Genomic DNA, 15,885 nt, shown 5'->3' with positions numbered 1-15,885 from the left:
TATTGTAATGTAATGTCCAAAAGTATATATTTGTGATTAATAATGAGTAGGAAATATCTTTAAAAATAATATTAAAAGTAAGTAAAATAATACGTAAAATATTTCAATATAATAAATGAGACTACTGTTACTTACTTTTTTATTAGGAGAATTTTGCTGTTTTTCTATAGGAGCACAACAAATTTTAATAAAAGGAAGTGTAAAAGAAGAACATACATTCAATCCCATTCAAGAAGTCGCTATTACTATTGAAGAAACCAACCAAACCACCTATACAAATATTTTGGGTGAATTTATATTCACTTCAAATATTCCGTTGGGAGAGCAGATGTTAAGAGTTTCTAAAACAGGTTACATCACAAAGAGATATCCCATAATAGTTAATGAAAATGAAACAGTAAATATTACCGATATAACTTTGGAATTTGACGTATCTGAGTTTAAAGATTTATTTACTATTGTTCTTTCCGACGATGAGTTAGATGACGACACCATTGGTTCTGATAATATCTCTGGATTATTATCGTCGTCTTTAGATATTTTTCAACGCACCGCAGCATTCGAATTTAGCGCTTCGTTTTTCAGATTAAGAGGTTTAGATTCCGATCATGGTTCTGTTCTAATTAATGGTGTCGAAATGAACAAAATTTATAATGGGCGTCCACAATGGAGTAACTGGGGAGGGTTAAATGATGTCGTTAAAAATAAAGAATTAACATCAGGGTTAACACCATCAAACTATAATTTTGGAGGTGTTTTAGGAACTGTAAATATTAATACAAGAGCTTCTCAAATACGTTCTGGAAGGCAGGTAACGTATTCATCTTCTAACAGAAGCTACTCTAACAGGTTTATGGCAACTTATGCGTCGGGAGTTGTAAAAAAAGGATGGGCTTATGCTTTATCTATAGGGAGACGTTGGGGTAATGAAGGGTATCAAGATGCAACCTTATATAGCTCTAATGCCTTTTTTGCATCTGTAGAAAAAATAATTAATAATAAACATAGTCTGAATTTTACAGGAATTTATGCTCCAAATAGAAGAGGAAAGTCGTCGCCAAATACTCAGGAAGTTTATAATTTAAAAGGGATAAAGTACAACGAATATTGGGGTTGGCAAGAAAGTAAAAAGCGTAATTCACGTATTAAAGAAGTTGAAGAACCAGTAATTATGCTAAATCATTACTGGGATATAAACAGTAAAACAAAATTGAATACCAATATAGGGTATCAATTCGGAAAGTTAGGAAACAGCCGTTTGGCTTATGGTGGTACTAATAGCATTGTGAACACAGATGGTACTGTGGTTTTTGAGAGTGGAGGGCTAAACCCAAGCCCAACCTATTACCAAAAATTGCCTAGTTATTTTGAAAGGAATTTTCCTAATGATTTAGAGTTTGCCTATGGTGCACAGCAAGAGTTTTTAAATAACGGACAAATAAATTGGCAACAAATGTACGATGCGAATTTAATTAATACATCCCTAAGGAAAGTTGCAACGTATATGCTATACGAAGATAGAGTGGATGATAAGGTATTTGCAATAAATACAACGTTTAATGCAGAACTAAAAGAGAATGTAACATTCAACGCTTCAATAAATTATAAAAAGCTGGAATCTAAAAATTATGCTCAAGTTCTAGATCTTCTTGGCGGTTCCGGCTTTTTAAATGTAGACAGTTTTGATGGAGTTCAGTTCGATTTAAAAAATCCAAATACAATTGTTGGCGTTGGAGATGTTTACGGGTACCATTATAATATGTTTGCCAATATTATTTCTGCATATGCGCAAGCCCAATTTAAATATAATACGGTAGATTTTTTTATTTCTGGTAGTGTAACCAGTACACAATATCAAAGAGAAGGTTTATTTCAGCACGAAACGTTTCAGGATAATTCCTTTGGAAAAGGAGAGACATTACCCTTTACAGGATTGGGGGTTAAAGCAGGAGGTATCTATAAAATTACAGGCAAACATTTAATAGATGTAAATACAGGTTGGATTATAAGAGCACCTTCCATTCGCAATAGTTATTCTAATTCCAGAGCAAATCACAATATCGTTCCTAATATATCCGAAGAGAAAATAATGTCTTTAGATGCGAGCTATATTTTCAGATCATCTAAAGTAAAAGCAAAACTTACTGGGTTTTATACAAAACTTGAAGATGCTAATGAGATCTCATTTTTCTTTGCAGATGGTATAGGACATGTTATTGCAGAATCTGGAACACAGCAATCTGGTTACGATGACAACGAATTTATTCAAGAAATTTTACAAGGCATAAATAAGAACCATTTAGGCGTAGAATTAGGAATAGAAGCTCAAATAACACCAACCATTAAATTAAAAGGAGCAACTTCTGTAGGGCAGTTTACTTATGCTAATAATCCAGATTTATATCTGTCTTCAGATAGGTTTGAAAATGTTTATTTAGGAACCTCTAAACTTAAAGGTTACAAATTAGCAGTAGGGCCGCATCGTGCTTATTCTATAGGGTTTGAGTATCGCGATCCGGAGTATTGGTGGTTTGGTGTCACGGCTAATTTTTTTGATAAAATCTATGTAGATAGTAGTCCATTAACCAGAACCGATAATTTTTTTACAGATGTCGATGGTTTGCCATTTGTTGATTATGATGAGGATATTGCTAAGGCATTATTAAAACAGGAGGTCTTTGATGATTATATGGTTGTAAACCTTGTAGGGGGTAAATCGTGGCGTGTTAACCAGTATTATATTGGTTTTTTTGCAAGTATAAATAATGTCTTAGATGCAGTTTATAAAACTGGAGGTTTTGAGCAAGGGAGAAATGCTAACTACAGACAATTAAGAGACGATCAAGCTTTAAATAAACCTGTTTTCGGATCTAAATATTGGTACGGAAGAGGTGCTACCTATTTTCTAAATGTATCTGTTAAACTTTAAAAAGGTGTTATGAAATATATATACAGACTTTTAATTTTTGTTATGGTATTTTTTTCTTGTGTAAATGATGAAGATTATAGTATTCCAAATCCAAATAATGCAGAACATACAGCAATAATTCCAACAAACCAATTAACAACATTTAAAGCCATTTATGAAAGGTATGAACAAGCAGTAAACAATGGAAATCTTATAGCCGTTATAGATGAAGATTTATATATAGAAGGCTATGTTGTATCAAGCGATTTGGCTGGAAATTTCTTTGAAGAGCTTATCATTCAAAATAAAGTAGACGATAGCAATCCGGATAACGATCCAAGGCTTGGTATTAAATTGGAAATTAATGTTGGGAATTTGTCTGACACCTATGAGTTTGGGCGAAAAATATATGTAAAACTTAAAGGGTTAACCATTGGTGAATCCAATGGTGTTTTAGCTATTGGTAGAGGCGAAGATTCCAAAATAGAACAAATTCAGGGTTTTGAATATCGAAATATTGTTTTAAGAACTCCGGAAGTAACTTCAATAATACCTAAAGTTAGTTCATTAATCAATTTAACTAAAGCCGATGAAAATACATTCATTCAATTGAATAACATGCAATTTAACAAGTTTGATTTGGCACTAACCTATGCAGGTGAATCTACCGATGAATTCGATGGATTACGAATTTTAGAAAGCTGTGAGTCGGGAGCCTCAATTTTATTACAAACAAGTACTTTTTCAAATTTTAAATCGTTGCAAGTACTACAGCATAAAGGAAGCATTCGGGGTATCTTCAGCAGAGATTATAGAGGTCAGTTTAATGTGCTTATAGTCAATAGTTCGTCCGATATTATTTTTGATTCTATTGAACGTTGCGATCCCTTAGAACTGGATTGTGGATTAGCATCTACGTTTGGAACCATGAATTTGTTTTATGAAGATTTCGAATCGCAAAAAAACAATAAATTAATATCAGGAAATGGTTGGACTAACTTTATAGAAGCCGGTAGTGAAGGTTGGGAAGCGTATTCTTCAACATCGACAAATGCTTCTTTAGGAAGGTCTGCCAGATTTAAATCTGCTAGTTCTGGTGACGATAGTAATATTGGATGGTTAATAACACCAGCCATTAATTTAGATAATCAAGAAGGAGAGACCTTAGGTTTTAAAACTTCCAATAGTTTAGCAGACAGTAGTTATTTAGAAGTGTTGTATTCTTTAGATTGGGATGGTACCGAAGCACATATTACTTCTGCAACATGGAGCTTATTATCTGCAGCTTATATTGTAAAAGACACCGATTCTTTTGTCCCTTGGTTTAATTCCGGTAATATAGACTTATCCTGTATTACAGGCAAAATTCATATTGCTTTTAAATATACGGGAAGCGGACAGGAAATCTTTGATGGTGTTTATGAGTTGGATGATATTCGTGTTGATTGTTTGCCTTAAATCTTTAAATAAAATTATCATTTAAAGTAAAGAGGATCTGTTTACCAAAAAAAAAGACCGCCCTGTTAGGCAGTCTTTAATTTATATTTATAAAACTTTTGATTTACAACCCAAAAGCTTCTTTCACTTTATCAACGTAATCCAGTTTTTCCCAAGTAAATAATTCCACATCTAACTTAGCTATTTCCCCGTTAGGTTGTTTAAATGTTTTCGAAACCGTTTCGTTTTTACGGCCCATATGTCCGTAAGCAGCAGTTTCGCTATACATAGGAGAACGAAGTTTTAAACGTTCTTCAATAGCAAATGGACGCATATCAAAAATTTCAGAAACTTTTTCGGCAATCTCGCCATCAGTCATATTAAAAGAACAAGTCCCATAAGTATCGATAAAAATACCCATAGGTTCTACAACACCAATAGCATAACTTACCTGTACTAAAACTTCATCGGCAACACCAGCGGCAACCAAATTTTTTGCAATATGACGTGTCGCATAGGCAGCACTTCTATCTACTTTACTAGGGTCTTTGCCCGAAAATGCACCACCACCATGAGCACCTTTTCCACCGTAAGTATCAACAATAATTTTACGCCCTGTTAGGCCTGTATCTCCATGAGGTCCTCCAATAACAAATTTTCCTGTTGGGTTTATATGGTATTTAATGTCGTTGTTAAATAGCACCTGAATTTGCTCAGGTAGTTTAGCAACAACACGTGGAATTAAAATCTCAACAATATCTTTTCTAATTTTAGCCAACATCGTCTCGTCATCTCCAAAATCGTCGTGTTGCGTAGATACTACGATAGCATCAATACGTTGCGGAATATTATCATCACTGTATTCAATAGTAACCTGACTTTTAGAATCGGGACGTAAATAAGTAATGTCTTTATTTTCCCTTCTTAATTCAGCAAGTTCTATGAGGATTCTATGAGATAGATCTAAAGCCAAAGGCATAAAGTTTTCAGTTTCGTTAGTTGCATAACCAAACATCATACCTTGGTCTCCGGCACCTTGTTGTTCTTTACTGGCTCTGTCGACACCTCTATTAATATCATCAGATTGTTCATGAATTGCAGAAAGTACACCACAAGAATTACCATCAAACATATATTCACCTTTGGTATAGCCAATCTTATTTATGGTGTCTCTGGCAATTTTTTGCACATCTAGATACGTGTTAGATTTTACTTCGCCTGCAAGAACAACCTGTCCTGTTGTTACCAGAGTTTCACAAGCCACTTTCGAATCTGTATCAAAAGCTAAAAAGTTATCAATAAGTGCATCACTAATTTGATCTGCTACTTTGTCTGGATGTCCTTCAGAAACACTTTCCGAAGTAAATAAATAAGCCATAAGTTAGTATATTTTATTTTTAAGATTTGACGATAGCGTCGAAGGAAGTTTACACTGCCTTTAGCATTTTTATTTATGCTGATTTTAAATCAGTATCTCATAAAAAGATACTGAAACAAGTTCAGCATAAAGAGGTTGCAATCAGTCAAATCTTTCCTCTATTATTTGTGTTGGCAAATGTAAAAAAATAAAAAGAAATGAGGGTTTATTTTTATTTTTTTCATAAATAAATTGCTCATTACATTTTATTTATAAATCTTTGTATAAGTATAAATGAAAAAACAAATATTAAATACCGTTTCTATTATTGTCATTGTGATTATTTCACAACGATAGGAAGCGATATATATAAATAATATAAAATTTAAAAGCCTTCCTTAACGGGAAGGCTTTTTTATTACATATTTTTTAATTTTTTGAACATCATAAAAATAATGACTTAAACCATTGGTATGCAATTGATTGCATTGTTTTGAGCGATTGTGAATTTAACCATAAAAACTAAAGAATAACATAGAATAAAAACCTAATAAATTAATTTCGAATTTTATATTAGGAATATTATAGAATTTTTAAAAGAATTCTTAAATCGTTAAAATATTAAATTAAAAAAGAAAAAAGCACAAAGCTATCTGTAATAAAAATGAAAGAACTCAATAAATATAGTAGAAGGTTGACGCAGGATGAATCTCAACCAGCATCACAGGCCATGTTATATGCAGCTGGTTTGACTGATGAAGATATGAATAAAGCTCAAATTGGTATTGCTAGTACAGGGTACGATGGAAACCCATGTAACATGCATTTAAACAATTTGGCCGGCGAGGTAAAGATTGAGTGTAAGATAGCTGGATTAGTTGGTTTAGGATTTAATACTATTGGTGTTTCTGATGGGATTTCAATGGGAACTTCCGGGATGAATTATTCTTTAGCCTCTAGAGATATTATTGCTGATTCTATAGAAACAGTAATGAATGCCCAAAGTTATGACGGACTAATTTCTGTTGTAGGTTGCGATAAAAATATGCCAGGAGCTGTGATAGCAATGCTACGTTTAAACCGTCCTTCAATTATGATGTATGGTGGAACAATAGCATCGGGTAATTATAAAGGAAGAAAGCTAAATATTGTTTCAGCATTTGAAGCTTTAGGTCAAAAAGTTGCTGGTGAAATAGGAGAAGAAGAATATAGAGAAATTATAAAAAGAGCTATTCCCGGAGCCGGAGCTTGTGGCGGGATGTATACAGCAAATACGATGGCTTCTGCAATAGAATGTATGGGCTTTGCTTTGCCTTATAACTCTTCAATCCCTGCAGAAAATCCAAATAAGTTATCGGAATCTGAAAGACATGCCAGAGCGATAAAAAACTTGCTAGAATTAGATTTAAAACCATTAGATATCATTACTAAAAAATCTATTGAAAATGCTATTGCGTTAGTAAATGCATTAGGAGGTTCTACAAATGCGGTATTACACTTTTTAGCGATTGCTCATGCAGCAGATATTGATTTTACTTTAGAGGATTTTCAGCGTGTTAGTGATAAAACACCATTAATAGCAGATTTAAAACCAAGTGGAAAATACCTAATGGAGGATGTTCACAGTATTGGAGGAACACCTTCAGTAATGAAATATTTGTTAGATAATGGTTATTTACATGGCGATTGTTTAACCGTTACGGGAAAAACGTTGGCAGAAAATTTAAAAGATGTAGAGCCACTTGAATTTGAAGAAGGCAGTCAAGATGTTATTTACCCTAAAGATAAAGCACTAAAAACGTCTGGAAATTTACAAATCCTTTATGGGAATTTAGCGTCTGAAGGTGCCGTAGCAAAAATATCTGGAAAAGAAGGTTTGTTGTTTGAAGGAAAAGCAGTGGTTTATGATGGAGAACAAGCAGCTAATACAGGAATTTCTAATGGCGAAGTAGAAAGAGGAGATGTCGTCGTCATTCGTTATGTAGGACCAAAAGGTGGTCCTGGAATGCCAGAAATGTTAAAGCCTACGTCTTTAATTATGGGAGCTGGTTTAGGTAAATCAGTAGCATTAATTACCGATGGTCGTTTTTCTGGAGGAACACATGGATTTGTTGTAGGTCATATTACGCCAGAAGCACAAACAGGAGGAACGATAGGATTAATAAAAACTGGTGATAAAATTAGAATTAGTGCAGAAGATAATTCTATTAATGTATTGCTTTCTGATGAAGAGCTTGCTAAAAGAAAATCAGAATGGGTGCAACCAGAATTAAAGCATAAGAAAGGGATATTATATAAATATGCGAAATCGGTAGCGTCAGCATCAAAAGGATGTGTTACGGATGCATTTTAAGATAAACAATTTTCATTTCTGCATGGCCGTTGTGACCATACAGAAATCTCAATATAATGAGTATGAATAATACAGAAACAATAAAAAAAGAACAAGGAATAACTCAGAAAACAGAGCGTATATGTGGTAGTGAAGCCATCATAAGATGTTTAATAGCTGAAGGTGTAGATATTCTTTATGGATATCCAGGAGGAGCTATTATGCCGGTTTATGATGAGTTATATAAATACAGAGATCAGATACATCATGTATTAACACGCCACGAACAAGGAGCAGCACATGCCGCTCAAGGATTTGCAAGGATTTCTGGTAGAGTGGGCGTTGCTATGGCAACTTCAGGACCGGGAGCAACAAACTTAATTACAGGAATAGCCGATGCTCAAATAGATTCTACACCATTGGTGTGTATTACAGGACAAGTATTTTCTCCGTTATTAGGAAGTGATGCATTTCAGGAAACCGATATCGTTGGTATTTCTACACCAGTTACTAAATGGAACCATCAAGTGACTAAGGCTTCAGAAATTCCAGAAGTTTTAGCCAAAGCGTTTTATATAGCTAAAAGTGGCAGACCTGGGCCTGTATTAATTGATATAACCAAAGATGCTCAGTTTGGAGAACTTGATTTTAAATATGAAAAATGTACAGGTGTAAGAAGTTATATTCCAGTACCAAAAATAAATACAGATACGGTTAAAGCTGCAGCCGAACTAATAAATACTGCTAAAAAACCAATGATTGTTTGGGGACAAGGTGTTATTTTAGGAAAAGCAGAAGAAGAATTAAAAGCCGTTATTGAAAAGGCTGGTATTCCTGCTGCATGGACTATTTTAGGAGCTTCTGCAATTCCGACGTCCCATCCATTAAATATAGGTATGGTAGGAATGCATGGTAATTATGCACCTAATAAATTAACCAACGAATGCGATCTGCTTATAGCTATCGGGATGCGTTTTGATGATCGTGTAACTGGAAGTTTAGATACATACGCAAAACAGGCGAAAGTGATTCATTTTGAAATTGATCCAGCAGAAATTAACAAAAACGTATATGCAGATATAGCCGTTTTAGGAAATTCTAAAGAAAGCTTGGCTGCATTATTGCCATTATTAAATAAGAATTCACATGAATCTTGGCTTCAAGAGTTTAAAGATTTATATGCAATAGAATTTGAAAAAGTTATAAAAAATGATATTTCTCCAACCAAAGAAGGTTTAACGATGGGAGAAGTATTAAAGCAAATAAATATTGAAACTAAGGGTAATGCTGCTATCGTATCAGATGTGGGGCAACATCAAATGATTGCTTGTCGATACTCAGAGTTTAATAAAACAAAAAGTAATATTACATCTGGAGGATTAGGTACTATGGGGTTTGCATTGCCAGCTGCTATTGGCGCTAAAATGGCTGCTCCAGAAAGAGAAGTAGTTGCCATAATTGGTGATGGTGGGTATCAAATGAATATTCAGGAGTTAGGAACCATTTTTCAACAAAAAGTACCTGTTAAAATAGTGGTATTAAACAACGAGTTTTTAGGAATGGTACGCCAATGGCAACAGTTATTTTTTGATAAGCGCTATGCGTCTACCGAAATGACTAACCCTGATTTTGTAACCATTGCAAAAGGGTATTATATTGAAGCTAAAAAGGTGACTAAAAGAGAAGAATTAGCTGATGCTGTTAAAGAGATGATTGCATCAAAAGACTCTTATTTTTTAGAGGTTTGTGTTGAGAAGGAAGATAATGTTTTTCCTATGATACCTGCAGGAGCATCTGTTTCAGATATCCGTTTAAGTTAGTAAGTAAAGTAGAACAAAGAATAGAGAACAAAGAATCAAGATGAATAAGTTACAAGACATGGTTTTTGGTAAAAGCAATATTAAAGCTTTTTCTCTTTCCTCTTTTGTCAAATATCTTTTTTAAAAATGAACAAAGAAATAAAAACATTCACTATATCCATTTATACCGAAAACAATATTGGTTTATTAAATCGGATATCAGCAATTTTTCAACGCAGACATATTAATATAGAAAGTTTAACAACTTCACAGTCTGAAATTGAAGGTGTAAACAGGTTTGTCATTGTTGTTAATATCACAGAAGTTCAAGCTAAAAAAATAATAGGGCAATTTGAAAAACAAGTAGAGGTAATTCGTGCCTATTATCATACCGAGGAAGAAACTATTTATCAGGAATCTGGGATGTTTAAAATAAAATCTGATTTATTGTTTGAAGAACCTCAAATTCAGAATATAATAAAAGAGAGCAACGCAAGAATTGTAACAGTAAATAAAGAGTTTTTTGTGTTGGAAAAATCCGGAAGACGAAATGAAATAGAATCGTTACGTAGAGATTTAAACGTTTTCGGAATCATGCAGTTTGTACGCTCCGGACGTATAGCAGTCACTAAAGAAGAAATGAAAATAACAGAAATGCTTTTAGCATTCAATAACCAATAAATAACAATAATAAAATAAAAATGGGAAATTATTTTAACACACTTTCATTAAGAGATAAACTAGATCAATTATCTAAGTGTAGATTTATGGATGCTTCAGAGTTTTCAGATGGAGTAAACGCTTTAAAAGGTAAAAAGATAGTCATCGTAGGGTGTGGAGCTCAAGGGCTTAATCAAGGTTTAAACATGAGAGATTCTGGTTTAGATATTTCTTATGCTTTACGTGATGCAGCTATTGCAGAAAAACGTGCCTCTTTTGTTAATGCTTCAGATAATGGATTTAATGTTGGTACTTACCAAGAATTAATCCCATCTGCAGATTTAGTGTTAAACTTAACACCAGATAAGCAGCATACAAATGTTGTAAACTCTGTAATGCCTTTAATGAAACAAGGAGCAACGTTATCTTATTCTCATGGTTTTAATATTGTTGAAGAAGGGATGCAAATCCGTAAAGATCTTACGGTTATTATGGTAGCACCAAAATGCCCGGGAACAGAAGTAAGAGAAGAGTATAAAAGAGGTTTTGGTGTACCAACATTAATTGCAGTACACGAAGAAAATGATCCAGAAGGAAAAGGTTGGGCACAAGCCAAAGCTTATGCAGCAGCAACAGGTGGCGATAGAGCAGGAGTTTTAGCATCGTCTTTTATTGCTGAGGTTAAGTCTGATTTAATGGGAGAGCAAACTATTTTATGTGGTTTACTTCAAACAGGATCTATCCTTTGTTTCGATAAAATGGTTGAAAAAGGTATTGATGCTGGATATGCTTCTAAATTAATTCAATACGGTTGGGAAACAATCACAGAAGGTCTTAAATATGGTGGCGTTACAAACATGATGGATCGTTTGTCTAACCCAGCAAAAATTAAAGCATTCGAATTATCTGAAGAATTAAAAGATATCATGCGTCCATTATTCCAAAAACATATGGATGATATTATGGTTGGAAACTTCTCTGGTGGTATGATGGCCGATTGGGCTAACGATGATAAAGACCTATTAGGTTGGAGAGCAGCAACAGGAGAAACAGCTTTTGAAAAAACACCAGCAGGAGATGTTGAAATCTCAGAGCAAGAATATTACGATCATGGTGTATTAATGGTTGCTTTTGTTCGTGCTGGAGTTGAATTAGCTTTTGAAGCTATGACAGATTCTGGAATTATTGATGCTTCTGCATATTATGAGTCATTACATGAAACACCACTTATTGCAAACACTATTGCAAGAAAGAAATTATTTGAAATGAATCGTGTTATTTCTGATACTGCAGAGTATGGATGTTATTTATTCGATCATGCATGTAAGCCACTTTTAGGAGATTTTATGAAAACTATCGATATCGATGTTATAGGAAAAGCTTATGCTACAGATAATGGGAAAGGTGTTGATAACGCAAAGTTAATTGAAATAAATGCTGCACTAAGAAATCACCCTGTTGAAAAGGTTGGTACTTTCTTAAGAGCCTCTATGACGGCTATGAAGCCTATCGTATAATTTAAAAGAATGTCCTAAAGATTTTGTCTTAAAGGTTTCTTTTGAAATTACTATTCCCATAGAAAAAAGGGAAATTAAAATAAAATATTTATGAGTAAGGAAAACAACACATATTTTCCTAGTATTGATAATATTAAAGTAGCTGCCGATACAATTAAAAAAGTATCGGCAGTTACGCCTTTAAGCCCTAGCTTAAGATATTCAAATCAATATAGTGCTAACGTTCTTTTAAAGCGCGAAGACCTTCAGCAAGTACGCTCTTATAAAATTAGAGGTGCTTACAATAAAATAAGTTCGCTAACTTCTGATCAATCTGAAAAGGGCGTGGTTTGTGCCAGTGCTGGAAATCATGCACAAGGCGTGGCATTATCGTGCAAATTATTAGAGATTGAAGGCACTATTTATATGCCAGCTCCAACACCAAATCAAAAAGTAGAGCAGGTTAAAATGTTTGGTGGTGATTTTATCGATATTAAACTTATTGGAGATACGTTTGATGATGCTTATCAGGCAGCGATATTAGAATGTGAGCAGTTACACAAAACATTTGTTCATCCTTTTAATGATGAAAAAGTTATAGAAGGACAAGCCACTATTGGCTTAGAAATTTTGGAGCAATCTACAAAACCTATAGATTATGTTTTTATAGCAGTTGGAGGTGGTGGATTGGCAGCAGGGCTGTCTACAGTTTTTAAACAATTATCGCCTAACACGAAAATTATTGGAGTAGAACCTGAAGGAGCACCTTCTATGTCTGTTTCTATTAAAAATAATAAAAACACGACATTAGAAAGCATCGAAAAATTTATTGATGGTGCCGCAGTAAAGCGTGTGGGAGATTTAACGTTTTCAATTTGTAAAGAGCACTTATATGATATGATAACGGTACCCGAAGGGAAAGTATGCGAGACTATTTTAGAACTTTATAACAAGGATGCTATAGTAGTAGAACCAGCTGGAGCACTAAGCATTTCTGCTTTAGACTTTTATGCAGAAGATATAAAAGGTAAAAATGTTGTATGTGTTCTTAGTGGTAGTAACAATGATATTACAAGGACTTCCGAGATTAAAGAACGCGCATTATTGCATGCCAATTTAAAGCATTATTTTATTGTTAAGTTCCCTCAACGTGCAGGGGCGTTAAAAGAGTTTGTTGTCGATATTTTAGGAGAACATGATGATATCACGTATTTTCAATATGCTAAAAAAACAAACCGTGAAAATGGTTCTGCGGTTGTTGGTATTCAATTAAAATCTGCTACCGATTTGGAGCCGTTAATATCCAAAATGAAACGTCATAATTTTTATGGCGATTACTTAAATGATAAACCGGATTTGTTTCAGTTTTTGGTATAGTAAGTAAGTTAGACCATCTTTAAGAAATTAATACTATTTTTTCGTTTTTACTGTCATATCAGTAGCTTTCTGGTTTCTAAAAACTTTTAACTTTAGGATCCCTTTCCAGTTATGTTCTTGATATACTTTCATTAAGTCTTTTATTTCATTTATTTCGGTTAGTTCTCCGCCGATAATAACATCACCAATCTGTAAATCAGAGTTAGATAGTACACTTTTCGATTCAATATTTAAAATAAGAACACCTGCAGTTTTATTTAGCCCAGAAGCTGATCTTTCAGCAAGAGTTTCAATATTTTTTAGTTTAGCACCGAGCCAATTGATATTGATCGATTTCGAGGTTTTATTGTCGGTAAGCGACCAGATAACTGGAAATTCAGGCGTTTTTGCAATTTCTTTTAAAGCAGGTTTTTTTACCCCAAAACCATCCATTCGAAAATTTTTGAAATCGATTTTTAGTGCAGGCGAATCTTCCATTACAGTATAGTTCCCTTTACCTGAATTTACGAATTTTGGGTTTCCAAAAACACTATGCATATCTGTGCTGTTTTTTTGGGCTTTTAACAAAGCTTCTTGATTTGGGAATAGATTGTAATCTACCTCTTTTCCCCAACTTTGGAGCCTTATATCTTTATGATCTGTCAATACAATATTTCTACGAAATATATCCTCACTGTTTTTAAACCATACATGTGGATGAAAGCCGTTGTTGATCATAATATTGTTTTCTACAGTTCTGTAAAACCCTTCTCTTAATTTAATACCTCCATTAAGGCAAACGTTGTTATATATTTTATAATTAGTAGATCCGTCATCTAAATCAATATCCCAACCATGATCGCATCTAAAACGATTGTTTCTTATAATTGTGGTATGTATGGCATCCCATAAAGATATTTTAGGGCTTTTAGTAGTCATACTATCCATTACTTCTCGATTAGGGTGCCAAAAACGATCTCTTCCCCACGAATTGAACGATCCATGATCTCCAGATTCCAATACAGTGTTGAATACATCGTTGTACTCTATAATATGTCCGCCCCATGTACCTTCACTTATATTTATACCGGCTCTGGGAACATCATAGATGCTGTTATTGCTTACAGTAATATCCATAGCCATAGAAATTTCTATACCGGCTGTTTGCTTTTCTAGTCTGCCAATCCTGTGAATCAAGTTATTGTCGGCAATACATGCTTTAGGATACATATTGTTTGCGGGACCTTTAATAGTATCCATTTTTTCTAATGAGACAAACTCATTATACTGAAATGAAGGCGATCGAACAGCACTGGGACTACCAACAAAGCTTATAGCTGAGGCACCACAGTTGTGTATATGATTCCCTTTAATGACCGTTTTTCTGTTATAGTTACTTACAAAGATTACATTACCTCCCAAGTTTGTAAACTCACAATCAGCAATAGTTACATTCTCAGTTCCTTCTATAAACAATGCCCCACCCCTATAAATCATCCAATCACTTCTAAGTAAGGGTTCGTAGGCTTCCATAATGGTTCTTTGGGTATGTTCGAATTTAATTCCCTTTATTATAATATCTTTAGCTGGTGATTTTTTAGTTCCTGTTATTTCTACTAAATGTTTTAGGTGTACTCCTTCAACAGTAGCCGTTTGAATGTCTAAATTGTTTTCTGGCCAGTAATACAGGTTTTTAGAATTTTTATCAAAATACCATTCGCCTGGGCTATCTAGTTCCTCAAATACATTTTCAACCATTCTATATTTCTCGTGTATGCCTGCTGATGGCCTGTTGTTTTGATGCCCCCCTGACAAAATAGGTTCTCCGTTGTCATGCATTCCGGATATAGTGTAATGAAACCCACCCCATTCTCCTGCGTGCATAACATGTAGTATGGCTCCATTAGGTTGCGACCAAGATTTTACCCGTTCAACTGAAATAGCATCGGCTGCATGGCCTTGCCAATGACCAGCTGTTTCATCATAATTTGGATATCTGGCAAGAATTTGCTTTTTGTTGTTTATAAATAATTGATCAAAAGAAATGTTTTCTGATACTTTAGAGACCCAAATATGATCATCATATTTTTTCCAATTAAGATTTAACTGTTTAGAGCCTTTTATAACTACGTTATTAGAATGTTCTCCTACAATTTCAATGTTACTCATATCTGCAGAAATCACAATTGGTGACTCCAGTCTGTGCTCTCCTTCTAATAAGTTAATAATGATTTTGGAATGTTCGTCTTTTTTTCGAATTTCCGCCACTTTCAAGATCGCATCCTCTATTTTTTTATAAATATTTTTATTTGGCTTGTCTGTAGTAGAGTCAACATATAACAGATATTCCTTATTGTTACAACTTAAAAAAGCTGATGAAGACATTAAAAGCAATAATATTAACTTATTTAATAGTTTCATTTTATTGAAGATTAGGAAAAATATAAATGTGAAAAAAAATATTATATGTAGATTTAGTTTGAAACGTCATTAACAGTTTTTGTTATAATATTTAAGAATGAGGAATTAATATTATAATT

General features: G+C 33.8%; 9 protein-coding genes. 7 read left to right on the top strand and 2 right to left on the bottom strand.

The window, feature by feature from the left end; all coding sequences use genetic code 11:
- Nucleotides 1–115 precede the first annotated feature (115 nt).
- Both Q4Q35_RS21415 and Q4Q35_RS21410 read left to right on the top strand, forming a co-directional pair.
- Nucleotides 116–2,929: a carboxypeptidase-like regulatory domain-containing protein gene (locus Q4Q35_RS21415; RefSeq protein ID WP_303280108.1), complete on the top strand. Its 2,814-nt coding sequence runs from the start codon at nucleotides 116–118 to the stop codon at nucleotides 2,927–2,929.
- A gap of 9 nt (nucleotides 2,930–2,938) precedes the next feature.
- Entirely contained in the window at nucleotides 2,939–4,366 is a 1,428-nt protein-coding gene (locus Q4Q35_RS21410) for a DUF5689 domain-containing protein (protein ID WP_303280107.1), read from the top strand.
- 103 nt (nucleotides 4,367–4,469) lie between these two features.
- Here the strand turns inward: Q4Q35_RS21410 and metK are convergent, their stop codons facing one another.
- Nucleotides 4,470–5,723 (bottom strand): methionine adenosyltransferase, encoded by a 1,254-nt coding sequence (gene metK / locus Q4Q35_RS21405; RefSeq protein WP_303280106.1) that lies wholly within the window; start codon nucleotides 5,721–5,723, stop codon nucleotides 4,470–4,472.
- Nucleotides 5,724–6,366: 643 nt separating this feature from the next.
- On the opposite strand from metK, the gene ilvD reads away from it, so the two are divergent.
- From ilvD to ilvA, 5 genes are all read left to right on the top strand, one after another.
- Nucleotides 6,367–8,055, top strand: coding sequence for a dihydroxy-acid dehydratase (gene ilvD, locus Q4Q35_RS21400; protein WP_303280105.1), 1,689 nt, complete (start codon nucleotides 6,367–6,369; stop codon nucleotides 8,053–8,055).
- A gap of 62 nt (nucleotides 8,056–8,117) precedes the next feature.
- Nucleotides 8,118–9,854 carry a biosynthetic-type acetolactate synthase large subunit gene (gene ilvB, locus Q4Q35_RS21395; RefSeq protein ID WP_303280103.1) on the top strand — a complete coding sequence of 579 codons (1,737 nt, stop codon included), beginning with the start codon at nucleotides 8,118–8,120 and terminating at the stop codon, nucleotides 9,852–9,854.
- 126 nt (nucleotides 9,855–9,980) lie between these two features.
- Entirely contained in the window at nucleotides 9,981–10,514 is a 534-nt protein-coding gene (ilvN, locus tag Q4Q35_RS21390; RefSeq protein ID WP_303280102.1) for an acetolactate synthase small subunit, read from the top strand.
- Between the two features lie 20 nt (nucleotides 10,515–10,534).
- Nucleotides 10,535–12,010 (top strand): ketol-acid reductoisomerase, encoded by a 1,476-nt coding sequence (gene ilvC / locus Q4Q35_RS21385; protein WP_303280101.1) that lies wholly within the window; start codon nucleotides 10,535–10,537, stop codon nucleotides 12,008–12,010.
- 90 nt (nucleotides 12,011–12,100) lie between these two features.
- Complete coding sequence (gene ilvA, locus Q4Q35_RS21380; RefSeq protein ID WP_303280100.1) at nucleotides 12,101–13,366, top strand: threonine ammonia-lyase IlvA; 1,266 nt, start codon at nucleotides 12,101–12,103, stop codon at nucleotides 13,364–13,366.
- A 33-nt stretch (nucleotides 13,367–13,399) separates the two neighbouring features.
- Here the strand turns inward: ilvA and Q4Q35_RS21375 are convergent, their stop codons facing one another.
- A complete protein-coding gene (locus tag Q4Q35_RS21375; RefSeq protein ID WP_303280099.1) occupies nucleotides 13,400–15,766 on the bottom strand; it encodes a PDZ domain-containing protein in 2,367 nt (788 codons plus the stop codon).
- Nucleotides 15,767–15,885 lie beyond the last annotated feature (119 nt).

Origin of the sequence: Flavivirga aquimarina, from assembly GCF_030540835.1 — a bacterium.
GTDB lineage: Bacteria > Bacteroidota > Bacteroidia > Flavobacteriales > Flavobacteriaceae > Flavivirga > Flavivirga aquimarina.
This window is presented reverse-complemented; position numbering and strand designations above follow the sequence as displayed.